Source organism: Kitasatospora sp. NPDC094019, assembly GCF_044764505.1.
GTDB lineage: Bacteria > Actinomycetota > Actinomycetes > Streptomycetales > Streptomycetaceae > Kitasatospora.
The window spans coordinates 46629-67511 of the sequence record NZ_JBIWIF010000017.1 but is presented as its reverse complement, the minus strand read 5'-3'; the positions used below and the strand labels follow the sequence as shown (position 1 = coordinate 67511).

At 73.7% G+C, this 20883-nt stretch carries 23 protein-coding genes; 15 read left to right on the top strand and 8 right to left on the bottom strand.

Annotation, left to right across the window (positions count from 1 at the left end):
* Window positions 1–114: 114 nt before the first annotated feature.
* The 3 genes from ACIQ9P_RS30545 (at window position 115) to ACIQ9P_RS30535 (ending at window position 4420) form a co-directional block, all read left to right on the top strand.
* The gene (locus ACIQ9P_RS30545; RefSeq protein WP_402363215.1) at window positions 115–1473 is read left to right on the top strand and encodes a M16 family metallopeptidase; all 1359 of its coding nucleotides are present in this window, start codon (window positions 115–117) and stop codon (window positions 1471–1473) included.
* The gene (locus ACIQ9P_RS30540) at window positions 1470–2861 is read left to right on the top strand and encodes a M16 family metallopeptidase (RefSeq protein ID WP_402363212.1); all 1392 of its coding nucleotides are present in this window, start codon (window positions 1470–1472) and stop codon (window positions 2859–2861) included. The genes ACIQ9P_RS30545 and ACIQ9P_RS30540 overlap by 4 nt, the downstream gene beginning before the upstream one ends.
* Window positions 2862–3226: 365 nt before the next feature.
* Window positions 3227–4420, top strand: a complete 1194-nt coding sequence (locus tag ACIQ9P_RS30535; RefSeq protein WP_402363210.1) for an RtcB family protein — start codon at window positions 3227–3229, stop codon at window positions 4418–4420.
* 115 nt (window positions 4421–4535) lie between these two features.
* On the opposite strand, the gene ACIQ9P_RS30530 is transcribed toward ACIQ9P_RS30535, so the two are convergent.
* Window positions 4536–4973, bottom strand: a complete 438-nt coding sequence (locus tag ACIQ9P_RS30530) for a MarR family winged helix-turn-helix transcriptional regulator (protein WP_402363207.1) — start codon at window positions 4971–4973, stop codon at window positions 4536–4538.
* A 214-nt stretch (window positions 4974–5187) separates the two neighbouring features.
* Here ACIQ9P_RS30530 and ACIQ9P_RS30525 point away from each other — a divergent pair, with 214 nt between their 5' ends.
* Complete coding sequence (locus ACIQ9P_RS30525) at window positions 5188–5895, top strand: DUF4386 domain-containing protein (RefSeq protein WP_402363204.1); 708 nt, start codon at window positions 5188–5190, stop codon at window positions 5893–5895.
* A gap of 358 nt (window positions 5896–6253) precedes the next feature.
* On the opposite strand, the gene ACIQ9P_RS30520 is transcribed toward ACIQ9P_RS30525, so the two are convergent.
* Window positions 6254–6883: a TetR/AcrR family transcriptional regulator gene (locus ACIQ9P_RS30520; RefSeq protein ID WP_402363201.1), complete on the bottom strand. Its 630-nt coding sequence runs from the start codon at window positions 6881–6883 to the stop codon at window positions 6254–6256.
* A 170-nt stretch (window positions 6884–7053) separates the two neighbouring features.
* On the opposite strand from ACIQ9P_RS30520, the gene ACIQ9P_RS30515 reads away from it, so the two are divergent.
* Both ACIQ9P_RS30515 and ACIQ9P_RS30510 read left to right on the top strand, forming a co-directional pair.
* A complete protein-coding gene (locus tag ACIQ9P_RS30515) occupies window positions 7054–8076 on the top strand; it encodes a medium chain dehydrogenase/reductase family protein (protein ID WP_402363198.1) in 1023 nt (340 codons plus the stop codon).
* A gap of 200 nt (window positions 8077–8276) precedes the next feature.
* Window positions 8277–8546, top strand: coding sequence for a hypothetical protein (locus tag ACIQ9P_RS30510; protein WP_402363195.1), 270 nt, complete (start codon window positions 8277–8279; stop codon window positions 8544–8546).
* 221 nt (window positions 8547–8767) lie between these two features.
* On the opposite strand, the gene ACIQ9P_RS30505 is transcribed toward ACIQ9P_RS30510, so the two are convergent.
* Together ACIQ9P_RS30505 and ACIQ9P_RS30500 are read right to left on the bottom strand one after the other, a co-directional pair.
* Entirely contained in the window at window positions 8768–9424 is a 657-nt protein-coding gene (locus ACIQ9P_RS30505) for a response regulator (protein ID WP_402363192.1), read from the bottom strand.
* Between the two features lie 130 nt (window positions 9425–9554).
* Window positions 9555–10394: a sensor histidine kinase gene (locus ACIQ9P_RS30500; protein ID WP_402363189.1), complete on the bottom strand. Its 840-nt coding sequence runs from the start codon at window positions 10392–10394 to the stop codon at window positions 9555–9557.
* Window positions 10395–10816: 422 nt separating this feature from the next.
* Between ACIQ9P_RS30500 and ACIQ9P_RS30495 the strand changes: the two genes are divergently transcribed.
* The 4 genes from ACIQ9P_RS30495 to ACIQ9P_RS30480 all read left to right on the top strand — a co-directional run bounded on the left by ACIQ9P_RS30495 (window position 10817) and on the right by ACIQ9P_RS30480 (window position 14216).
* Entirely contained in the window at window positions 10817–11803 is a 987-nt protein-coding gene (locus tag ACIQ9P_RS30495; protein WP_402363186.1) for a thiamine pyrophosphate-dependent dehydrogenase E1 component subunit alpha, read from the top strand.
* A 22-nt stretch (window positions 11804–11825) separates the two neighbouring features.
* Window positions 11826–12815, top strand: coding sequence for an alpha-ketoacid dehydrogenase subunit beta (locus ACIQ9P_RS30490; protein WP_402363183.1), 990 nt, complete (start codon window positions 11826–11828; stop codon window positions 12813–12815).
* A 70-nt stretch (window positions 12816–12885) separates the two neighbouring features.
* Entirely contained in the window at window positions 12886–13392 is a 507-nt protein-coding gene (locus tag ACIQ9P_RS30485; protein WP_231978554.1) for a quercetin 2,3-dioxygenase, read from the top strand.
* A gap of 185 nt (window positions 13393–13577) precedes the next feature.
* Window positions 13578–14216 (top strand): TetR/AcrR family transcriptional regulator, encoded by a 639-nt coding sequence (locus ACIQ9P_RS30480; protein WP_402363180.1) that lies wholly within the window; start codon window positions 13578–13580, stop codon window positions 14214–14216.
* A 313-nt stretch (window positions 14217–14529) separates the two neighbouring features.
* Here ACIQ9P_RS30480 and ACIQ9P_RS30475 read toward each other — a convergent pair whose 3' ends face one another.
* The 4 genes from ACIQ9P_RS30475 to ACIQ9P_RS30460 form a co-directional block, all read right to left on the bottom strand.
* A complete protein-coding gene (locus ACIQ9P_RS30475) occupies window positions 14530–15402 on the bottom strand; it encodes an LLM class flavin-dependent oxidoreductase (RefSeq protein ID WP_402363177.1) in 873 nt (290 codons plus the stop codon).
* Window positions 15403–15407: 5 nt separating this feature from the next.
* Window positions 15408–15788, bottom strand: a complete 381-nt coding sequence (locus tag ACIQ9P_RS30470) for a SchA/CurD-like domain-containing protein (RefSeq protein ID WP_402363174.1) — start codon at window positions 15786–15788, stop codon at window positions 15408–15410.
* Between the two features lie 68 nt (window positions 15789–15856).
* Window positions 15857–16864: an SDR family NAD(P)-dependent oxidoreductase gene (locus ACIQ9P_RS30465; protein ID WP_402363170.1), complete on the bottom strand. Its 1008-nt coding sequence runs from the start codon at window positions 16862–16864 to the stop codon at window positions 15857–15859.
* A gap of 156 nt (window positions 16865–17020) precedes the next feature.
* The gene (locus ACIQ9P_RS30460) at window positions 17021–18136 is read right to left on the bottom strand and encodes an amidohydrolase family protein (RefSeq protein WP_402363167.1); all 1116 of its coding nucleotides are present in this window, start codon (window positions 18134–18136) and stop codon (window positions 17021–17023) included.
* A gap of 409 nt (window positions 18137–18545) precedes the next feature.
* On the opposite strand from ACIQ9P_RS30460, the gene ACIQ9P_RS30455 reads away from it, so the two are divergent.
* The 5 genes from ACIQ9P_RS30455 to ACIQ9P_RS30435 all read left to right on the top strand — a co-directional run bounded on the left by ACIQ9P_RS30455 (window position 18546) and on the right by ACIQ9P_RS30435 (window position 20880).
* A complete protein-coding gene (locus ACIQ9P_RS30455; RefSeq protein ID WP_231978553.1) occupies window positions 18546–19010 on the top strand; it encodes a DUF1772 domain-containing protein in 465 nt (154 codons plus the stop codon).
* 148 nt (window positions 19011–19158) lie between these two features.
* Window positions 19159–19614, top strand: a complete 456-nt coding sequence (locus ACIQ9P_RS30450) for an ester cyclase (protein ID WP_402363163.1) — start codon at window positions 19159–19161, stop codon at window positions 19612–19614.
* A 68-nt stretch (window positions 19615–19682) separates the two neighbouring features.
* Window positions 19683–20015 carry a TcmI family type II polyketide cyclase gene (locus ACIQ9P_RS30445; protein WP_402363160.1) on the top strand — a complete coding sequence of 111 codons (333 nt, stop codon included), beginning with the start codon at window positions 19683–19685 and terminating at the stop codon, window positions 20013–20015.
* Window positions 20016–20124: 109 nt separating this feature from the next.
* Complete coding sequence (locus tag ACIQ9P_RS30440; RefSeq protein WP_030301380.1) at window positions 20125–20394, top strand: acyl carrier protein; 270 nt, start codon at window positions 20125–20127, stop codon at window positions 20392–20394.
* Between the two features lie 3 nt (window positions 20395–20397).
* Window positions 20398–20880 carry an SRPBCC family protein gene (locus ACIQ9P_RS30435; protein WP_030396591.1) on the top strand — a complete coding sequence of 161 codons (483 nt, stop codon included), beginning with the start codon at window positions 20398–20400 and terminating at the stop codon, window positions 20878–20880.
* Window positions 20881–20883 lie beyond the last annotated feature (3 nt).

The window sequence follows — 20883 nt, the reverse complement described above, 5'->3', positions numbered from 1 at the left end:
CCCTGGCGAACGCCCTGTCCGCGCGGACACATCCACGCCGCTCGCGCGTTGCACCACAATGGGGGACGCCACACGAAAGACCCCCGACGTCGACGACGGGAAGGACCCGAGCGCATGGCCAACCCGGCCCCCGCCTCCGAGCAGCGAGGCATCGCCATCACCGAGCACCGCCTGGCCAATGGCCTGCGTGTCGTCCTCTCCGAGGACCACCTGACCCCGGTGGCCGCGGTCTGCCTCTGGTACGACGTGGGCTCCCGGCACGAGGTGAAGGGCCGTACCGGACTGGCCCACCTGTTCGAGCACCTGATGTTCCAGGGGTCCGCCAACGTCTCCAACAACGGGCACTTCGAGCTCGTCCAGGGCGCGGGCGGCTCGCTCAACGGCACCACGAGCTTCGAGCGCACCAACTACTTCGAGACCATGCCGGCCCACCAGTTGGAGCTCGCGCTCTGGCTGGAGGCGGACCGGATGGGCTCGTTGCTGGCCGCCCTCGACGACGCGTCGATGGAGAACCAGCGCGACGTGGTGAAGAACGAGCGCCGCCAGCGGTACGACAACGTGCCCTACGGCACCGCGTTCGAGCGGCTCACCGCGCTGTCGTTCCCGGACGGCCACCCGTACCACCACACCCCGATCGGCTCGATGGCCGACCTGGACGCGGCCACCCTGGAGGACGCCCGGGCGTTCTTCCGCACCTACTACGCGCCGAACAACGCGGTGCTCTCGGTGGTCGGCGACATCGACCCGGAGCAGGCGATCGCCTGGGTGGAGAAGTACTTCGGCAGCATCCCTGCGCACGACGGCAAGCAGCCGCCGCGCGACGGCGCCCTGCCGGAGAGCATCGGCCGGGAGATCCGCGAGCTGATCCGCGAGGACGTGCCCTCCCGCGCGCTGATGGCCGCCTACCGGCTGCCGCACGACGGCACCCGCGAGGCGGACGCCGCCGACCTGGCGCTGACCGTCCTCGGCAGCGGCGAGTCGAGCCGGCTGTACAACCGGCTGGTCCGCCGGGACCGCACCGCCGTCGCCGCGGGCTTCGGCCTGCTGCGGCTGTCCGGCGCGCCGAGCCTGGGCTGGCTGGACGTCAAGACCTCGGGCGACGCCACCGTCGAGCAGATCGAGGCGGCCGTCGACGAGGAGCTGGCCAGGTTCGCGGCCGAGGGCCCGACCGCGGCCGAGCTGGAGCGCGCCCAGGCGCAGATCGAGCGCGAGTGGCTGGACCGGCTCACCACGGTGGCCGGCCGGGCCGACGAACTCTGCCGCTACGCCGTCCTGTTCGGCGACCCGAAGCTGCTGAACGACGCCCTGCCGAAGGTCCTCGACGTCACCGCCGAGGAGGTGCGGGCCGTCGCCGCGGCCCGGCTGCACCCGCAGAACCGGGCGGTCCTGGTGTACGAGCCGACCACGGCCGAGGACACCGCCGCCGACACCGCTGCCACCGCCGAGACCGACGAGGAGGGCGCCGCCGTATGAGTACCGAGTACGTCCCCGCCATGACGTTCCACCCGCAGCCCCAGCCCGGGACCCCCTCCCCGTGGGCGTTCCCGGCACCGGAGCGCGCCGCGCTCGGCAACGGCATCACGGTGCTGCACTGCCACCGTCCCGGTCAGCAGCTGGTGGCCGTCGACGTGCTGCTCGACGCCCCGCTCGCCGCCGAGCCGGAGGGCCTGGACGGTGTCGCCTCGATCCTGGCCCGGGCGCTCAGCGAGGGCACCGACACGCTGACCGCCGAGGAGTTCGCGGCCGAGCTGGAGCGGGCCGGCGCCACCCTGGACGCGCACGCCGACCACCCGTGCATCCGGGTCTCGCTGGAGGTCCCGGCCTCCCGGCTGTCCCGCGGCCTGGACCTGCTGGCCGCGGCGCTGGGCAGCCCGGCGCTGCCGGAGGACGAGATCGAGCGGCTGGTCGCCAACCGGCTGGACGAGATCGTGCACGAGCAGGCCAACCCGGCCCGCCGGGCCGCCAAGGCGCTGTACGCCTCGCTGTTCGACGGCGCCGACCGGCTCTCCCGCCCGCGCGGCGGCACCTCCGAGACGGTCAAGAGCATCGACCGGGCCGCCGTCCGGGCCTTCTACGAGGGGCATGTGCGGCCCGCCACCACCACCGTGGTGGTGGTCGGCGACCTCACCGGCACCGACCTGCCGGCCCTGCTGGAGGCCACCCTCGGTGGCTGGAAGGGCGCCCCGGCCGCGCCGGCCGCGCACGCCCCGGTGACCGGCGACGACACCGGCCGGGTGATCATCGTCGACCGGCCCGGTTCGGTGCAGACCCAGCTGCTGATCGGGCGGATCGGCCCGGACCGGCACGACCCGGCCTGGGCCGCGCAGATCCTCGGCACCTACTGCCTGGGCGGCACCCTCACCTCCCGGCTGGACCGGGTGCTGCGGGAGGAGAAGGGCTACACCTACGGCGTGCGCGCGTTCGCGCAGCCGCTGCGCTCGGGCGCCGACGGCAGCGGGCGGGCGATGCTGGCGATCAGCGGCTCGGTGGACACCGCCTCCACCGCCCCGGCGCTGGCCGACACCTGGACCATCCTGCGCACGCTGGGCGCGGAGGGCCTCACCGACGCGGAGCGCGAGGAGGCGGTGCAGTTCCTGGTCGGGGTGGCGCCGCTGAAGTACGAGACGGCGGGCTCGGTGGCCGGCACCCTGGCCGACCAGGTCGAGCAGCACCTGGCGGACGACTTCCAGGCCGAGGTCTACCGGCAGCTGACCGAGCTGTCGACCGCCGCGGCGACTGCGGCCGTGGTGAGCGCCTTCCCGCCGGACCGGCTGGTGACGGTCCTGGTCGGTGACGCCTCGGCGTTCGCGGACCAGGTGCGTGAGCTGGGCATCGGCGAGGTGACCGTGATCGGCGCCTGATCCGGCGACCGGTCCGGCACCGGACCCAGGGGCCCGGTGGAGCGTCGCGACGCTCCGCCGGGCCCTTTCGCGTGCCGGTGCCGGCGCGGCCGGGCCGGCGTTAATTCCGTTGCCCGGGCGGTGCGGTGTGTGGCTGGATATCCCCAGGCAACCGGTGCACACACGGAGAGGAGGCGGTCACCATGCGGGTCGAGCCCTATCGACAGTGCTCCCCGAGACTGTCCTCCCGATGCCCCCTGGCGGTCTGAGCACCGCTCCCGCGTCGGCCGAGCGCCGCCGCCCCTGACATCCCCGCGCCGCGCCGGGTCCTTTCGCGCGGCACCAGCCCGCACTCGAACCGTCCGACCCCAGGAGGTCGTTGAACCATGTCGTACACCGAGGTACCCGGGGTCCGGACCCCGATCCGGATGTGGACCGACCCGGCCACCGTCGAGGGCCAGGCCATGCAGCAGCTGCGCAACATCAGCTCGCTGCCCTGGCTGCACGGGCTCGCCGTGATGCCCGACGTCCACCTGGGCAAGGGCGCGACCGTGGGTTCGGTGATCGCGATGCGCGGCGCCGTCTGCCCGGCCGCGGTCGGCGTGGACATCGGCTGCGGGATGAGCGCGGTGAAGACCTCGCTCACCGCGAAGGACCTGCCGGACGACCTGTCGCGGCTGCGCTCGCAGATCGAGCGGACCATCCCGGTCGGGCGCGGTCTGCACTCCGACCCGGTCGACCCGGGCAAGCTGCACGGCGTCCCGACCGCTGGCTGGGACGACTTCTGGCAGCGGTTCGACGGGGTCGCCTCCGAGGTGAAGTGGCGCCGGGACCGGGCGGCCCAGCAGATGGCGACGCTCGGCGGCGGCAACCACTTCATCGAGGTGTGCGTCGACGACACCGGCGCGGTCTGGCTGATGCTGCACTCGGGTTCGCGCAACATCGGCAAGGAACTGGCGGAGCACCACATGGGCGTGGCCCAGTCGCTGCCGCACAACCAGGGCCTGGTCGACCGTGACCTCGCGGTGTTCATCGCGGACACCCCGCAGATGGGCGCGTACCGGCAGGACCTCTTCTGGGCGCAGGAGTACGCCAAGCGCAACCGGGCGCTGATGATGGCGCTGTTCCAGGACGTGGTCCGGCGCGAGTTCCCCCGGGCGAAGGTCGCCTTCGACGAGGTGATCAGCTGCCACCACAACTACGTCGCGGAGGAGCGCTACGACGGCGTCGACCTGCTGGTCACCCGCAAGGGCGCGATCCGGGCCGGGGCGGGTGACTACGGGATCATCCCGGGCTCGATGGGCACCGGGTCGTACATCGTGCGCGGGCTGGGCAACGAGGCGTCGTTCAACTCGGCCTCGCACGGCGCCGGCCGGAAGATGAGCCGCACCGCCGCGAAGAAGCGGTTCAGCACCAACGACCTGGTCGAGCAGACCGCGGGCGTGGAGTGCCGCAAGGACGCCGGGGTGGTGGACGAGATCCCGGGCGCCTACAAGTCGATCGAGAAGGTGATCGAGCAGCAGCGGGACCTCGTCGAGGTCGTGGCGCACCTGAAGCAGGTGGTCTGCGTCAAGGGCTGAGCCCTTCGGCGCCCGTCGTACCGAGCCCCCGGCCGTCCGGCCGGGGGCTCGCGCGTGCCCGGATCCGGTGGGCCGGACGACGGGCCGGGACCCGGCCGACCGGGACCCGGCCGGGTCAGGCGGTGTCGCGCCGGGGGTTCAGCCGCCGGTAGCCGGGGTGCACCCCGGCGGTGAGCTGCTGCGTCTCGGCGACCCGGCGCAGCAGCCCGGCCAGGGCGATACGTTCCTGCGGATCGAGGCCGGTGCAGATCGCCTCCTCGTGGGCGAGCGCGGCCTCGGCGAGCCCGCGCATCGCCTCCTCGCCCTTGGGCGCGAGGTAGAGGTCCTGGAACCGGCGGTCCTTGGGGTTGCGCCGGCGCTCGACCAGCCCGCGTTCCTCGATGGCGTCGATGAAGGCCACGAACCGGCTGGGCGACATGCCGAGCCGCCGGGCGAGTTCCTGCTGGTGCTGGCCGGGCGCCAGGCTGACCGCCCGCAGCAGGCCCGCCTGGGCGGGGGTGAGATCCAGCTCGGCGACCCGCCGGGCGAAGCTCTGCGCGGCGTGCTCACCCAATTGGGACAGCAGGAATGCGACTTGGGCTCCTTGCGGTCCCGGGTGGGGCGCCGGGGCGCGGTCGGGAGGTTCGGTCATGGGAAACACGATACCAGTGGACAATGATGTCCCCGAGTGAACTATTCTGGACAAGGAACTACTGGCGTCGGTGCCGACCCGTCCGGCGTCGGCCTCCGGACCACCCATCGACCCGTTCCCGACTGGAGTGCCCCTCATGACCACGACATCTGCGGTGCCGGCCGCCTCCGCCCGGCGTCAGCAGTCAGGTCCGCCCTTGCTGCTGCCCGCCGTCGCGTTCGCGGCACTGATGGTGGTGTCCATCGTGCTGGCCCGGCAGACCCCGCTGCCCACCGATTCGGCGGCCGACACCCTTGCCTACTACAAGGACCACGCGACCGCCGCCAAGGTGTCCGGGATGCTGCAGTTCGGCGCCTCGATGCCGCTCGCGGTCTGGGCCGCGATCGTCTACCAGCGGCTGCGCCGCCTGGGCGTCACCGCTCCCGGCCCCGGCATCGCGCTGGTCTCCGGCGTGCTCGCCTCCGCGGCGATGGCGCTGTGCGGCCTGACCGTCTGGGTCGCCTCCCGGTCCGGGGACCTCGGCGACGCGTCGCTGGCCCGCTCGCTGGCCGACCTCACCTTCGCCTCCGGCGGACCCGGGCACGTGGTGCCGTTCGCCGTGATGCTGGCCGGGGTGGCCGTGCCGATGCTGCTGCTCGGCTTCGGGCCGAAGGGCTTCGCCTGGGCCGGCCTGGTGCTCGCCGGGATCGGTGTGCTGGGCACCCTGGCCCTGCTCTCCACCAGCCTCGGCTTCTTCCTGCCGATCGCCCGCTTCGGCGGCCTGATCTGGCTGATCGCGGCCAGCGTGATCCTGCCCAAGCAGCGTCCGCGCCGCACTCCGGGTGCCGAGGCCGACCTGGCCTGACCCACCCGGTGTTCTCGACTGCTCCGGCGCGGTGACGGCCCGGACCCCCGTTGGTGGTGCTCCGGGGGTGGGCCGTCCCGGGCCGGGGGCGGGCGACGGGGCGCGGCGCCGTGAGGCGCGGCGGACCGGTCGCTACCGAGCGGGCCGCAGGGCTCGTGAGGAAAAGGGAGGGCGGCGCGGCGGTGTCCTGGGGAGGAAGGCCGCCGCGCCGCCTACCGTCGTACGGCGACCGGAGGGGGGTCGCCGGCCGACGGGGTGGTGCGGTGCGGTGCGGGACGCGCGTGGTGCGGGAGTGACAGGGGTGCAGGGGGTCCGCCCGACGGACCGGTGAGGTGCGGGCGGAGGAGCCGCCCGGTTGTCAGGCCGCCGCGAGACGGCGGTCGAGAACGGCGAGAATCAGCTCCTCGACGCGACGGGCGACCGGGTCGCTCTCGCCGCCCGGACCGGCCAGCAGGTCGAAGGTCTCGAAGCTGGTCAGCATGAACAGCATCTCCACCAGCTCGTCCAGCCCGGCCTCGTCGATCTCGGCGCCCCGGTCGGCGAGCAGCCGGCCCAGGACCACCTGGAGGCCGCCGCGCCGCCGCTCGCTGCGGCTCTGCAGCGCGGTGTCGAGCTCCGGGTCGAGGATTCCCAGGCCGCGCAGCCGGCGCAGGGCGACCCGGCCGGAGGCGTAGAAGCCGTTGAGCACGTCGAGCAGCGCGGTGAGCGCCTCGCGGCCGTTGGGGGCCATGAACGCCGCGGGCATCCTGGCCATCCCGCCGCGCTGGGCCAGATCGTCGAAGAGTGCCTCCAGGAGGCCGGTCTTCGAGTCGAACTGGTAGTAGACGGTCATCCGCGCCACTCCGGCGGTCTTGGCGACGGCGTCCATGCTGAACGAGGCCGGGCCCTTCTCCCCGGTGAGCAGCTCGCAGGCCGCCTCCAGAATGCGGGTGCGGGTCTGTTCGGCGGCTACCTGGCGTTGGCCGGCTCGGTACTGGCGTGGGCTCATGGGCTGTTGACGTCTCCTGAGGCGGGTGCTATCACATTCATTGTACACTCAGTCTATATAAAAATACGGGGGCAGGGAACGGGTGCGGCGGCGGCCGCCTCCCGCACCCGCCCCCCGCAGAGGACCGGCGCCACTCCTGTCACGACATCCCCCATACCGCGGAGGTCACGATGAGGTACCGCCATGTGAGTGTGCCGAGGCTCGGCGGAGCCGAGGTCCTGAGGCTGTCCAGCGACGAACTACCGGCACCGGCCGTCGGCCAGGTCCGGGTCCGGGTGCTCGCCGCCGGCGTCTCCTACGGTGACATTCTGCTCCGTGCCGGCGTGATCCCCGGCGGGCCCAAGCGGCCCTTCACCCCCGGATACGACCTGGTGGGGGTGGTGGACCAGGTCGGGCCGGGCACCAGGGCCCCCGAACCGGGCACCCGGGTGGTCGCGTTGGTGCGCAGCGGCGGCTACGCGGAGTACGCGCTGGTGGCCGCCAACCGGCTGGTCCCGCTGCCGGACGGCGTCGACCCGGTGGAGGCTTCGGCGCTCGCGCTGAACTACTTCATCGCCCAGCAGATGCTGCACCGGGTGGCCGAGGTCCGGCCGGGCGGCACCGTCCTGGTGCACGGGGCGTCCGGCGGCGTCGGCACCGCCTTCCTTGAGCTGGCCGGGCTCGCCGGGGTCACCGTCTACGGCACCTGCTCCGCCGCCCGGGCCGACCAGGTGCGGGCCCTCGGCGGACGCCCGATCGACCGGGACACCGAGGACTTCCGCCGGGTGGTGCGCGGCCTTCCGGGCGGCGCGGTGGACGCGGTGTTCGACCCGATCGGCGGTCCGCACTTCCTCCGTTCGTACCAGGCGGTGCGGCGCGGCGGCGTGATGATCGGCTTCGGCCAGAACGCGGCGCTGCGCGGCAACCAGCGGGACCTGCTGACCGGCGCCCAGGGCTTCCTGGGCGGCATCGTGCTGCCGAAGCTGATCCCGGACGGCAAGCGGACGCTGTTCTACAACGCCTGGAGCCTGGAGAAGTCCCACCCGGCCGCGTACCAGCAGGACCTCGCGACCGTGCTGGAGCTGCTGCAGAAGGGCCTGGTCAAGCCGCGGGTGGGCCGCACCATGCCGCTGGACGAGGCGGCGGAGGCGCACCGGGCGATGGAGACCGCCGCGATCACCGGGAAGATCGTGCTCGTCCCGACCGCGGGCTGACCGAAGGGGCGCGCCCCCCGGGCACGGGGCGCGCCCGGTCCGCCGTACCCCGGTCCCCGATCGGGCGGGCGGCGGCCGGGGACCGGGAAGGAAAGGTTCCCAGCGTGTTGGGGATTCCCGACCCATGACGATGGGACGGCCGGTCCGCAGGATGGCGGTAGCACCGCTTCCCCCGTTGCCGTCCCGTCGGAGGCCCCCCGATGCGAACCGCCCTGCGCCGTGCCCACCGCCGTCTGCTGCTGCGCCGCTGGATGCGGCGGTCCGGCCGCTACCTGGCGGACGGGCTGATCTGGCTCGGTCTGGCGATGGGGGCGATGACCTCGCCCTCCGCGCTGCCCGGGGGGCGGAAGCCGGAGGACGTCCTGCCTCCGGTGGGGGTGCCGGAGTGGCACCCGGAGCGGAGTGCGGCACCGGCCGAGCCGCTGAGCCTGCGCGAGGAGGAGCTCTGGGCGCAGCTGCTGGAGCGCTGACCGCGCTCCCGTGCCCCGGCCCGGCCGACCGGCTCGGACCCGGGGCGGCCGGCCCTGCCGGCCGCCGGGCCTGATCGCCGGGCCTGAATGGCCGGGCCTGAATGGCCGGGCCTGAATGGCCGGGTCCGACTGCCGGGTCCGGCCGGACGGAGTACCGGGTCCCGTCCCGCACCCGGACGGAGTACCGGGTCCCGTCCCGCACCCGGCCGGAGTACCCCGCCCTAGCTGCCGAGTCCGGCCCGCCGGGCCCGTACCGCCGCCTCGGCGCGGTCGGCCACCTGGAGCTTGCTGAAGATCCGGGAGAGGTAGTTGCGCACCGTCTTCATGGAGAGCCCGAACTCATTGGCGATGTGCGCGTTGTTGCGGCCGTCCGCCAGCATGGTCAGGACCGCCATCTCACGTGGGGTCAGGTCGGGGAACGGCTCGCGCTCCGGGGCCGGCCGGCGCACCTGGGCCAGCAGATGGGCGGCGGCCTCCGGGCCGAACAGCGCCCCGCCCTGGCTGACCGCGGTGATCGCCCGCCGGACGTCGTTCAGACCCGCGCCCTTGACCAGGTAGCCCCGCGCCCCGGCGCGGACCGCCGCGACGATGGACTCGTCGTTGTCGTCGGCCGTCAGCATCACCACCGCCACCCGGGGGTGGCGGGCGAGCAGGGTCCGGGTGGCCTCGATGCCGTCGGTGCCGGGCATGCTGATGTCCATCAGGACGACGTCCGGCGCGAGCCGCTCGACCGCGGAGAGCACGTCGGCCCCGCTGGATGCCTCGCCCACCACGGTCAGTGAGTCGATCCGGTCGAGGAGTTGGCGCAAACCCGCCCGGAACAGCTCATGGTCGTCGACGACCAGGATGCGGAGGTTTCGAGGTACGGCCGGATCCATGGGGGCTCCTAAGGGGAGGGTGAGGGAACACGGTCAACTCGTTGGGCGTACGGGGTCGCAGGGAAATGGCACGGGTCGGTCGGGCACGGAGTCCGTGGCCGCCGGGGCGGGGGAGAGGGGACGGAGCGGGTCAGTCGAGCCCGTGGGTACCGTCGACGAGCGCCGAGTGCGGCAGCCGGACCCGGACCACGGTGCCGTGCGGGGCCCTGGTCCCGATCGAGAAAAAGCCGCCGAGTTCTCTGGTGCGCAGGCACATCGAAGGAAGTCCGATTCCGCCGACCGCGTCGCCGGAAATGCCGATCCCATCGTCCTCGATGCACAGCACGAGGCCCTCGGGTCCGATCGAGGCGGAGATGCGGCAGAACGATGCCCGGGCATGCCGGACGACATTGGCGACGGCCTCGCCGGAGATGTTTTTCAATTCTTTCTGGACACGTGTCGGAAAATCGTCCAGGACGGCCGGGAGCTCGGTGACGACCCGGAGCCGGCCGGCCCCGGCCTCCTCGAAGGCGCGGGCCTGGCGGTGCAGGAACTGGCGCAGGGTGCCGGTGGCGGCGACGGTCCGGGGCTCGGAGGTGTCGAGGTCCCGGATCACCTGTCGGACATCCGCGATCGCGGTGCTGACGTCCTCCCGGGCCTGTTCGAGCAGGGCCGGGGCCTGGTCGGCGTCGCCGGTCAGGGTGAGACCGGCGAGTTCCATGCGCATGTGCAGCGCGGCCAGCCGCGGTGCCAGGGAGTCGTGCAACTCCCGGCGGACGCGGCGGCGTTCGTCGAGTCGGGCGGCGGCGGCCGGACAGCCGGACTCCGCTTCGTCGGCCGGCGCACCCGCCGGCCGGGGACGTGGCTGTGCCGGTGGCAGGCCGGCGGCGCCGATGCCGGTGACCAGCCCCAGCAGGGTGTTCACCAGCCGTCCGATCCGGTCGGAGGTGTTCCGTTCACCGCGCGTAGCTAGCGCCCCCACGCTGCTCACGGCCAGGTTCGTCGGTCTTCGGTCGGCCCTGCCGGAGGATTTGAGTATCTGGTCCAGCATGGTTCCTGAGATCCCCCCGTCGCTCGCGTCTTACCCACTGTGCACGGGCGTTCCTGGCGCGGGGAAATGGAATTCCTCGGTCATGTCCGAAAACAGGCACGGCGGACCTCTCGGTATCGGTCCGTCGTTCGTTTCTATGCCGTGATCCCAATCCACCCGGGACAAGACCTTAGGGGCGTGGTTGCGCAGGGCGCAAGGGTGGGACGGCCGGGTGGGGGAGGGGGCGGTGACGGATTCGGACACTTGGTTGCACCCATGTGAGTGAGCACTTACCCTCATGGAGTCGGGCCACGAGCGAGACCGGCGACCGAGGCGCGCGGCGCCCCGCCGGCCTTTCCCCGGAGAGCCGAGGAGGCGACCCCATGGGCACATCCCGCACCATCGATCTGACGCTCGATCAGATCGCCGAGATCTACCGGACCATGAGTGTGATCCGGGCCTTCGAGGACCGCCTGCACGGGTTGGCGAAGAACCTCCCCGGCGCGGTCCACCTCTACAGCGGGCAGGAGGCCGTCGCAGCGGGAGTGTGCGCGGCCCTCGCCCCGGACGACTACCTCGCCAGCACCCACCGCGGTCACGGTCACGCGATCGCCAAGGGCTGCGACGTCGAGGCGATGATGAAGGAGCTGTACGGCCGGCCGGACGGGATCTGCGGCGGCAAGGGCGGCTCGATGCACATCGCGGACTTCGACCGCGGCATGCTCGGCGCCAACGGCCTGGCCGGCGGCGGCGTCCCGCTCGCCTGCGGGGCGGCCCTGACGGCACGTCAGCAGAGCACCGGCCAGGTGTCGGTGGCGTTCACCGGCGACGGCGGCGCCAACCAGGGCGCGGTCCTGGAGAGCCTGGTGCTCGCCCGGATGCTCGACCTGCCGGTGATCTTCGCGATCGAGAACAACGGCTACGCCCAGGCCACCCCGGCCGCCACCCACTTCTCCGGGACCGACATGGCCCAGCGCGCGGCCGGATTCGGGATCCCCGGCGAGGTGGTGGACGGCTACGACGTGCTGGCCGTGCACGCCGCCACCGCCGAGGCGGTCCGGCGCGCCCGGGCGGGCGAGGGCCCGACCGTGCTGGAGTTCCGGGCCGAGCGCTTCCACGGCCACATGGAGCTCTGGGACGACCAGTCCTACCGGCCCGGGGCCGACCCGGAGCGGCTGCGGACGGACTCCGACCCGCTGCTGCTGCTCCGCTCCCGGATCGCCGACGGCACCGTGGGCGGCCCCGCCGCCTTCGAGCTGGACCGGATCGACCGGGACGCGACCGCCCTGGTCGAGGCCGCCGTCGCGGCGGCCGAGCAGCCCTTCACGGTCGACCCGCGCAGCCTGCTCGACCATGTCTACACCCGCTGACCCGCTCGGAGGAGGGAGTCCCATGCGCACGATCACCTACCAGCAGGCCATCGGCGAGGCGCTGGCGCAGCAGATGCGCTTCGACCGCTCGGTGGTCCTGATGGGCGAGGACAGTACCAACGCCTGGGGCCCGACCAAGGGCCTGCACCTGGAGTTCCCGGACCGGGTGCTCGACATGCCGATCACCGAGGCGGCCTTCGTCGGCGCCGCGGTCGGCGCCGCCGCGACCGGGCTGCGGCCGGTGGTCGACCTGCTGTTCGTCGACTTCGCCACCGTCGCCTTCGACCAGATCGCCAACCAGGCCGCCAAGCTGCGCTACATGGCCGGTGGCCGGATCTCGGTTCCGCTGGTGCTGCGCGCGATGTGGGGCACCGGCCTGCGCCGCGGCGCCCAGCACTCGCAGGCGCTGCACCCGCTCTTCGTCCACCTGCCCGGTCTCAAGGTGGTCGCGCCGTCCAACGCGTACGACGCCAAGGGGCTGATGGCGCAGGCACTGGTGGACGACGACCCGGTGCTGTTCCTGGAGCACAAGATGCTCTACTTCGCGCCCGGCGGTGTGCCCGAGGAGCCGTACGCGATCCCGTTCGGCTCGGCCAAGGTGGTACGGCCCGGCACCGACTGCACGGTGGTCGCGATCGGCCGGATGGTGTCGGTCGCGCTCGCCGCCGCCGAGCAGCTGGCCGCCGAGGGCGTGCAGGTCGAGGTGATCGACCCCCGGACGCTGTCGCCGCTGGACACCTCGACCATCTACGGCAGCGTCGAGCGGACCGGGCGACTGGTCGTGGTGGACGAGGCCCACCCGCGCTGCAGCCTGGCCACCGACATCGCCGCGCAGGTCGCGCAGGACCGTTTCGCCGCCCTGCGCGGCCCGGTCAGGATGGTCACCGGGCCGCACGCGCCGGTGCCGTTCAGCCCCGAGCTGGAGGACGCCTTCGCCCCCGGCCCGGACCAGGTGGTCGCCGCCGTGCGCGCCACCGGCCTGGTGAAGGACGCGGCCGTCCTGCCGCGCTGACGATCGACCAGTTTCCGCACCGCTGTTCCGCCGGGCCCCGACCGGGGCCCGCCGACCGAGGAGGAACCGAGTGACGTCCCAACCGTTCGTGAAGCAGCCCGACGAGGGTCGCGCCATCTGGCACGTGGGCGCGCTGCTCCAGTTCAAGGCGACCGGCGCCGAGACCAACGGGCAGTTCTGGCTCGCCGAGCAGCTCTCCCCGGCGGGCTACGCCTCGCCGGTCCACCTGCACACCCGCGAGGACGAGTTCTTCATCGTCCAGGAGGGTGAGATGGTGCTGCGGATCGGCGACGACGAGCACAAGGTCGGTCCGGGCGCCACGGTCTTCGCGCCGCGCGGCATCGCGCACCAGTACCGGGTGGAGACCGAGGGCACCCGCTTCCTGGTGCTCGGTACCCCGGCCGGTTTCGAGGAGTGGTTCTTCAGGACCGGCGAGCCGGCCACCAGCCTCGAACTGCCGCCGCCGCTCCAGGGCCCGCCGGACTTCGCCCGGCTGCTGGGCGAGCTCGCGCCGCTCGGAGTGCAGCTGGTCGGGCCGCCGCCCGGTGTCGGCGGGCCCGCCGGGCCGCCCCGCTGAGCGGCGCCACCGCTGAAGCCTGCCCCGCCGGCCCCGGCGCCCCTCGCGGGCGGCGGGGCCGGCGCGCCGTTCGGGGTGCCCGGCGAAACCGGTGAGCGGGTACTCACCTGCGCGCTATCCTTCGGGTGCCCCTCCGCAGCCGCGGCCCGCTCGGAAGCCGGCCGCCCCATCCCTTCGGAGCCTTCATGAGTATGCGCGAGCAGATCGTCGACGCCGCCGAGCGGGTGATCCGTGACCTCGGCATGGCCCGCTGCACCACCAAGGAGATCGCCGAGGTCGCGGGCTGCTCCGAGGGCACCATCTACCGGCACTTCCGCAGCAAGGAGGACGTCTTCCTGGCGGTCCTCGCCGAGCGGCTGCCCGGCCTGCTGCCGGTGCTGCGGGCGCTGCCGGAGGAGATCGGCAGCGAGGGCGAGGTGCGGGCGTCCCTCCAGCAGGTGGCGGAGGAGGCGCTCGCGTTCTACCGCGCGTCGATGCCGATGCTGCTGTCCGTCTTCGCCGAACCCAAGCTGCTCGACCGTCACCGGGAGTGGATGCAGGCCAACAACGCCGGCCCGCACCGGGCCGTCGAGCTGCTGGCCGACTACCTGCGCCGGGCCCAGCGGACCGATCTGGTCAGCCGGGACGCGGATCCGGTGGCGGCCTCCCAACTCCTGCTCGGCGCCTGCTACCTGGCCGCCTACGGGGGCGTGTTCGCGGCCCCGGGCACCGGATCGGAGCCGCTGCGGGAGGCGGAAGCCTTCGTCCGGCAGCTCTGGCGGACGCTGGCCCCGGCCCAGGCTCCGGCGGCCGCGCCGGCGCGGGGTCGCGCCAAGGCCCGCTGAACCACCGGGCCCGCCCGCCCGCGGAGCGGCCCGTCGCCCGGTGAGCAGCACCGGGCGACGGGCTTTCGCATGCCCGCGGCCGGCCCGCCGGCCGCGCCCGGGCGAGGTCCGTACGGGCGAGGTCCGTACGGACCCGTACGCGGGTGCCACCACGACACCCGGCAACGGGGAGGGGGGGGGGGGGGGGGGGGGGGGCGGGGCCCCCCCCCCCCCCCCCCCCCCCGCCCCCCCCCCGCGGCCCCCCCCCCCCGCCGGCGGGGCGGCGCCCCCCCCCCCCCCCCCCCCCCCCCCCCTCCCCGCGCTCCCGCCGTGGTCAGCCCTGGAGGCCCAGCACCTGGGCCGCCGCCTCGACCTGGCCGAGGTCCCCGGCGCAGGGCATCAGCAGCAGCTCGTCGCAGCCCACCTCGGCGTACTTGCCGACCAGCCCGCGCAGCTTGCCCGGGTTGTCGGCCGCGCCGCGCAGGATGTGCTCGACGAACGGCCCGGCGTCGCGGTAGTACGACCGCAGGTAGCCCTCGGTGTGCTTGGTGCCCTCCGCGCCGAGCGCGAAGTAGGCGAGCGCCACCAGTCGGGGCGCCCCCTCCCGGCCCTCGGCCGCCCACTGCTCGCGCAGCGCCTGGGCACCCTGGGCGAACATGATCGGGCCGGTACCGCCGCCGATCCATCCGTCGCCCAGTCGGGCCGCCCGGGCCAGCGCGGCCGGAGAGTGTCCGCCGAGGATCAGCTCCGGCCCGTTCGGCCGGATCGGGGCCGGCCCGACCGAGGGCTCCCGGCCGGACTGCGCGTCGGCCCAGTGCCGGCGCAGCTCGGCGACCTGGGTGCCGGTCCGGGCGCCGCGCCCGGCCTTCTCGACCTGGCCGACCTCGAAGTCGTCCGGCCGCGAGCCGACCGCCATGCCGAGGGTGAGCCGGCCGCCGGAGAGCCGGTCCACGGTGGCCGCCTGCTTCGCCAGCAGCGCGGTGTTGGCGCGCAGCGGCGAGATCAGAATGCTGGTCGCCAGGCCGATCCGCTCGGTCACCGCGGCGGCGGCGGCCAGCGTGGTGAGCGGTTCCCAACTGCTGTGCACCAGACGGTCGATGGTGCCGAGGGTGGAGTACCCGGCCTGCTCGGCGAGGCGGGCCCAGGCGACCACGTCGGCGCCGGCCGCGCCGGGCAGCGAGGTGGGGAGTCCGATTCCGATCTTCATCGCGCTCACTCGCCTTCGAGCGGCTGGTCGTGGCGGCGGGAGAGCACGTTCTCCATCGAGGCGAGCCGGAAGAACGCCTGCGCGCCCTCACGGCTGGTCATGTCGCGCGGGACGGCGAGGTGCTTCTCCAGCTCCCGCTCGAACTCGCGGACGGCGGGCTGCTGGCTCATGTGCGCGGCCACCAGCGGCAGCGGGCCCTCGATCTCGATCACCCGGACGGCCAGTTCCTTGCCGACGAACGCCTGGGTGCCGAGGAGCTTGCCGACCACGGTGCCGTCGGGGCTCTTGACGTCGAAGTCCGGACGGCCGCTCCTGCGGAACAGGTCCTTGACGATGTCCTCGCTGCCCGGCAGCAGCGGGTAGTACAGCGCGTGCCACGTGCTCATGGTCGTCTCCTGGGTTCTCCGGGCCGGGCGCGGCCCGTCGGTGGGTGTGGGGCGGGGCGGGCGGGTCCTCACTGGCTGGTGGTGACGCCGCCGTCCACGTACAGCACCTGGCCGCTGATGAAGCCGGCCCGGGGCGAGGCGAGGAAGGTGACCGCGTCGGCCACCTCGTGCAGTTCGGCGGTGCGGCCCAGTGGGATCCGGCCGAGCACCATCCGCATGAACTCCGGGTTGCTCGCGTTCTCCTGGACGAAGTCGGTGCGGACGAAGCCGGGGGCGACCGCGTTGACCGCGATCCCGTGCCGGCCCCATTCCGCGGCCAGCTGCTTGACCAGCAGGTCCAGCCCGGCCTTGCTGGCGCCGTAGGCGCTGAAGCCGCGCCGGGCGCCGAACTTGCCGCGCACGGAGGAGAGGTGGACGATCCGGCCGCCGCCGGCCGCGATCATCGCCCGTCCGACCGACTGGGAGAGCCAGAAGGCGCCCAGCAGGTTGGTGTCGACGATGGTGCGCCAGTCCTCCTCGGAGATGGTCTCGGCGCCGACGGTGACCAGCGCGCTGGCGCAGTTCACCAGGACGTCGACGCCGCCCCAGTCGGCGGTCACGTCCGCGACCAGCCGGTCCACGTCGGCGCGGTCGGCGACGTCCACCGCGTGGGGCACCACCGTGCCGCCGCGGGCGGCCAGCGGGGCGAGCCGCTCGGCGGTCTCCTGGGCCTTCTTCAGTGAACGGCCGGCCACCGCGACCCGGGCTCCCTGGGCGGCGAGGTCCTCCGCGACGGCGGCGCCGATGCTGCCGTAGCCGCCGACCAGCAGGACCCGACTGCCGAGGAACTCCCGGTCGGCGGGGACGCGTTCGGGCGCCGGGCGGGGCGGGGCGGCGAAACCGGGAGGCGGTCCGCCGACTCCCGGAGGAGGCCCGCCGAAGCCGGGGGGCGGTCCGCCGGCACCCGGGGGCGGTCCCCCGAAGCCCGGTGGTGGCCCGCCGAAGCCGGGGGGCGGTCCGCCGGCGCCGGGCGGCGGTCCGCCGCCGGGGCGTCCGCCGGGCGGCCCGGACGGTGGGGTCGGTGCGGCTGCCGTCATGACAGCACCTCCCTGTCGCGTGTCGGTGGTGCGGGGAATCCGACGGAGCGTCGGATCGGGGGACGCCGGGGGTGGTGATGAGCCCGGGCCCGGTGCTGTCCGGGTCCGCTCGACCGGCGTCGGGTCCGGTTCCGCCCGGTGCGGGCGGGACCGGGTTCAGGTCGCGTCGGGTGCGCCGGGCAGGCCGAACAGCCCGGCGGCGTTGCCGTGCCGGATCCGCGCGACGTCGGCCGGGTCCAGGCCGAGCCCGTTCAGCCGGGTCAGCGAGGCGTCCAGCGGCGCGCTCATCGGCGGGGAGTCGGTGCCGAACATGACGTTGCCGGCTCCGAAGGCGTCGACGGCGGCGGCCACGGCCCGCAGGCTCGGGGTCGCGGTGTCGACGAAGACCCGGCGCAGGGCCTCGGCCAGCGGGGGAACGGCGGGTCCGGCCTGAGCGGCGCCCGGTGCACCGGGTCCGCCCGGTCCGCCGGGCCGTCCCGGCCCACCGGTCCCCGGTCCGCCGGGACCACCGGCACCGGGACCACCGACCCCCGGCGGAGGCCCGCCCGGAGCCCCGGCGGGAGCCCCACCGGGAGGCCCGCCCGGGGCCGCGCCGGGCCGGCCGAAGGTGACCGGCATCCGCCGGGCCAGTTCCAGCCGCTCCAGCAGCAGCGGCAGCCCGCCGCCGCAGACCGGGGCGACGATCCGCAGTTCCGGGTACTTCTCCAGCCACCCGGCGAACAGCACCGCCGCCGTCCCCAGCGTGACGTCGCACGGCCGGGCGATCTGCTCGACCAGCCGCAGGTCGTCGAGCTCCCCGGCCCCGGCCGGTTCGGCCGGCGGGTGCAGCATCACGGGGGTGCGGTACTGCGCGGCCATCGCGAAGAAGGCGTCGGCCTGCGGAGTGTCCAGGAACCGGCCCTCGACGCTGGAGTTGACCATCAGCCCGACGAACTCGTCCTGTTCCAACCGCTTGGCGGCGGCGGCGAGTTCGACGTCGGAGCCGAGCGGGTTGGTGTAGACGTAGCCGCGCAGTGCCGCGGGCCGGGCCCGGACCTGCTCGCCCAGCCAGTCGTGGAAGCGTTCGAGGGTGTCCAGCGGCTGGCGGTAGTTGTCCAGTCCGGGCGTGCGCACCATGGTGCCCGCGCCGACGGGACTGCCGACCAGGGACATGGTGATCCCGGCCGCCGCCTTGAGTTCCACCATGCCGTCGACGTCGACGAGGCTCGGCGGCATGGGGAAGCGGCGGAAGAGTTCGGGCGACGTGATGTGGCCGTGCACATCGATCGTCATCGGCTCGGCACCTCCTGGGATGTCCGCCGGCCGGTCGGCGCGGCGGGCTGGTCGCGGGCCCCGGGCTCTCGGTGAGTGAGTGCCCGCTCGCACCGTAGGGTGCGTCCGGTGGGCGCGTCAACATGGCCCGGAAGTCGGGCGGTTGGTGCAACGAACCGGCTGGGCGAACGGCCCGGAACGGCCGGGACGCGGTCCGTGACGGCCGGGGCGACGTCCCAGCCCGGTGGAGACGGATGCCTCCTGACACTGGGACCACCCGGCGGCAAGGATGAGGCCGCGGGGCAGCCCCGGGGGCCGAGATGCCCCGGCCTCCGGGGTCCCGCGTCTCTCGCATCGGGCGACCCCGCCCCGGTTCGCCGCATCGACGCGGCGGACGTTCCGCGATCCCGGATCGATTCGAGGAATCGATATGAAGGACATGAAGGACAATTCGGACGTCTGGTTGGTGACCTCGTCCAGCGTTCAGCTCGGCACGCTCTGGATCATGAAGACCTCGATCCTGCCGATGCTCAACTCCCTGCCCTACGACCGGTATGTCAACACCTGCCAGCTGATCGACATGCACGTGTTCCACCCGATCGCCTTCTGGAACGGCCTGGCCACCGCCGCTGTCGGCGCGACCAAGGCGGTCCGGTCGGAGAGCAAGGTGGCCAAGGTGCTGTACGCGGCCGGCACCGTCGGCATGGCGACCGTCGCGGTCGCCTCCGAGGGGGTCAACCGGCCGATCTGGCGCCAGATCGAGCGCTGGAGCCCCTACCGCGACACCGACGCCGCCTGGCGCGGCAAGCGTCGCCGCTGGCACCTGGCGCACGAGACCCGGACCATGGGCGCGATCGGCGCGGCGGCCTGCTTCGTCCTCGCCTCGCTCATCTGACCGGTCGGCTCCCCGCACCTCGCGCCGCAACGCGCACCGGCCGGCTCCCGGAGCCTCCCCGTTTCCCGGGCCGGCCGCCGCCCCACGCCCACCCGGACCACCCTCGGCCGTGCACCGGCCGGGGTCGTCCGCCGAGCAAAGGACTGTCATGACCTCGTCCAGCGAGAGCGTGGTGGAGGCCAACAAGGCCCTCATCCGCAACCTGACCGAGCGGGCGTTCAACGACGGCGACCTCTCCGCCATCGGTGACCGCTTCGCCGAGGACTACGTGGTGCACGCCCCCGGCCTGCCCCCGATGCCCCCCGGCCCGGACTCCTTCCGGGAGGCCGTGCTGCTCTGGCGCAACGCCTTCCCGGACGTCCACGTGACCGTGGAGGACGTGGCCGGCGACGGCGACCGGGTCTACGCCCGGTTCACCACCCGCGGCACCCACCAGGGGAACCTGTTCGACATCCCGCCGACCGGCAAGCCGGTCACCGTGCACGAGATGTCCTGCCACCGGATCGTCGACGGCCGCGTCGTCGAGTCCTGGATCGGCGACAACGTGCCCCGGATCCTGCTCGACATCGGCGCCATCCAGCCGGTCGGCCGCCCGCAGCACTGAACCGCGGCCCCGGAACAGCGCCAGCCCCAGCCCCAGCCCGAGAGAGCCCGTACCCGAGGGGAGCCCGCATGCACCGCACACTGATCATCGCCCGGATGCTGCCCGGCGCGGAGGGCGACGTCGCCCGCGTGTTCGGTGAGTCCGACGAGACCGACCTTCCCCGTCTCGCCGGCGTCACCCACCGCTCGCTGTACAAGCTCGGCGATGCCTACGTCCACCTGCTGGAGACCGACGACCCGGGTCAGGCGGCGGTCGACGCCGCCCGCCGCCACCCGGAGTTCGCCCGGGTCAGCGAACGGCTCACCCCGTTCATCTCGCCCTACCTGCCCACCTGGCGTTCGCCGCAGGACGCGGTCGCCCAGTGCTTCTACACCTGGGAGTCCGGCACCGGCGGTCGGTGAGCCCGCCCTCCGCCGGCGGCGCCGGCCGAACGGGGGCCCGTTCACCCCGTACGGCCGCGCCGCGAGGCCCAGGAGCAGTCCCCACACCGGAGAAACGAGAGGCAGCACCATGACCGACCACCAGGCCGGCGGGACGACCACGGTCGTCACCGCGGAGGAGATCGAGAACGTCCTCATCACCAGCGCCGGCGCGGCGCCGGACGTGTTCGAGGGCTCCCGGCACGTCCCCCTGGAGGAGCTCGGCCTCGACTCGCTGGCCGTGCTGGAGCTGGAGGCGGTGATCGCCGACCGTTACGGCCTGAAGGTCCCGGACGGCGCCGTCGCCCTCAGCGTCGACCAGATCGTCGCCGAACTGCAGACCGCCGGGGCGGTGGGCTGAGCGATGGCCGGACACACCGAGAACAGCATCGTCATCCAGGCCCCGCTCAAGCTCGTCTGGGACGTCACCAACGACGTCGCCGGCTGGCCGCAGCTGTTCACCGAGTACGCGTCCGCCGAGATCGTCGAGCGCCGCGGCGAGACCGTCCGGTTCCGGCTCACCATGCACCCGGACGAGGAGGGCCGGATCTGGAGCTGGGTCAGCGACCGCACCGTCAACGTCGCCGACCGCACCGTCCACGCCCACCGGGTGGAGACCGGCCCGTTCGCTTACATGCAGATCCACTGGCGGTACGAGGAGCTGCCCGAGGGCGGCGTCCGGATGACCTGGATCCAGGACTTCTCCATGAAGCCCGTCGCCCCGGTCGACGACCAGGGCATGACCGAGCGGCTGAACATCAACTCGCCCGTGCAGCTGGAGATCATCCGGCAGAAGGTCGAGGCCCTCGCCGCCGGTTCCACCGCCGTCCCCGCCGAGAAGGAGTGAGCG

Bases quoted from the DNA above. Each gene is read 5' to 3' on its own strand.
- ACIQ9P_RS30545 (WP_402363215.1), top strand. From the start codon at position 115: ATGGCCAACCCGGCCCCCGCCTCCGAGCAGCGAGGCATCGCCATCACC.
- ACIQ9P_RS30540 (WP_402363212.1), top strand. From the start codon at position 1,470: ATGAGTACCGAGTACGTCCCCGCCATGACGTTCCACCCGCAGCCCCAG.
- ACIQ9P_RS30535 (WP_402363210.1), top strand. From the start codon at position 3,227: ATGTCGTACACCGAGGTACCCGGGGTCCGGACCCCGATCCGGATGTGG.
- ACIQ9P_RS30525 (WP_402363204.1), top strand. From the start codon at position 5,188: ATGACCACGACATCTGCGGTGCCGGCCGCCTCCGCCCGGCGTCAGCAG.
- ACIQ9P_RS30520 (WP_402363201.1), bottom strand. From the start codon at position 6,883: ATGAGCCCACGCCAGTACCGAGCCGGCCAACGCCAGGTAGCCGCCGAA.
- ACIQ9P_RS30515 (WP_402363198.1), top strand. From the start codon at position 7,054: ATGAGGTACCGCCATGTGAGTGTGCCGAGGCTCGGCGGAGCCGAGGTC.
- ACIQ9P_RS30510 (WP_402363195.1), top strand. From the start codon at position 8,277: ATGCGAACCGCCCTGCGCCGTGCCCACCGCCGTCTGCTGCTGCGCCGC.
- ACIQ9P_RS30505 (WP_402363192.1), bottom strand. From the start codon at position 9,424: ATGGATCCGGCCGTACCTCGAAACCTCCGCATCCTGGTCGTCGACGAC.
- ACIQ9P_RS30495 (WP_402363186.1), top strand. From the start codon at position 10,817: ATGGGCACATCCCGCACCATCGATCTGACGCTCGATCAGATCGCCGAG.
- ACIQ9P_RS30490 (WP_402363183.1), top strand. From the start codon at position 11,826: ATGCGCACGATCACCTACCAGCAGGCCATCGGCGAGGCGCTGGCGCAG.
- ACIQ9P_RS30480 (WP_402363180.1), top strand. From the start codon at position 13,578: ATGAGTATGCGCGAGCAGATCGTCGACGCCGCCGAGCGGGTGATCCGT.
- ACIQ9P_RS30475 (WP_402363177.1), bottom strand. From the start codon at position 15,402: ATGAAGATCGGAATCGGACTCCCCACCTCGCTGCCCGGCGCGGCCGGC.
- ACIQ9P_RS30470 (WP_402363174.1), bottom strand. From the start codon at position 15,788: ATGAGCACGTGGCACGCGCTGTACTACCCGCTGCTGCCGGGCAGCGAG.
- ACIQ9P_RS30465 (WP_402363170.1), bottom strand. From the start codon at position 16,864: ATGACGGCAGCCGCACCGACCCCACCGTCCGGGCCGCCCGGCGGACGC.
- ACIQ9P_RS30460 (WP_402363167.1), bottom strand. From the start codon at position 18,136: ATGACGATCGATGTGCACGGCCACATCACGTCGCCCGAACTCTTCCGC.
- ACIQ9P_RS30455 (WP_231978553.1), top strand. From the start codon at position 18,546: ATGAAGGACATGAAGGACAATTCGGACGTCTGGTTGGTGACCTCGTCC.
- ACIQ9P_RS30450 (WP_402363163.1), top strand. From the start codon at position 19,159: ATGACCTCGTCCAGCGAGAGCGTGGTGGAGGCCAACAAGGCCCTCATC.
- ACIQ9P_RS30445 (WP_402363160.1), top strand. From the start codon at position 19,683: ATGCACCGCACACTGATCATCGCCCGGATGCTGCCCGGCGCGGAGGGC.
- ACIQ9P_RS30440 (WP_030301380.1), top strand. From the start codon at position 20,125: ATGACCGACCACCAGGCCGGCGGGACGACCACGGTCGTCACCGCGGAG.
- ACIQ9P_RS30435 (WP_030396591.1), top strand. From the start codon at position 20,398: ATGGCCGGACACACCGAGAACAGCATCGTCATCCAGGCCCCGCTCAAG.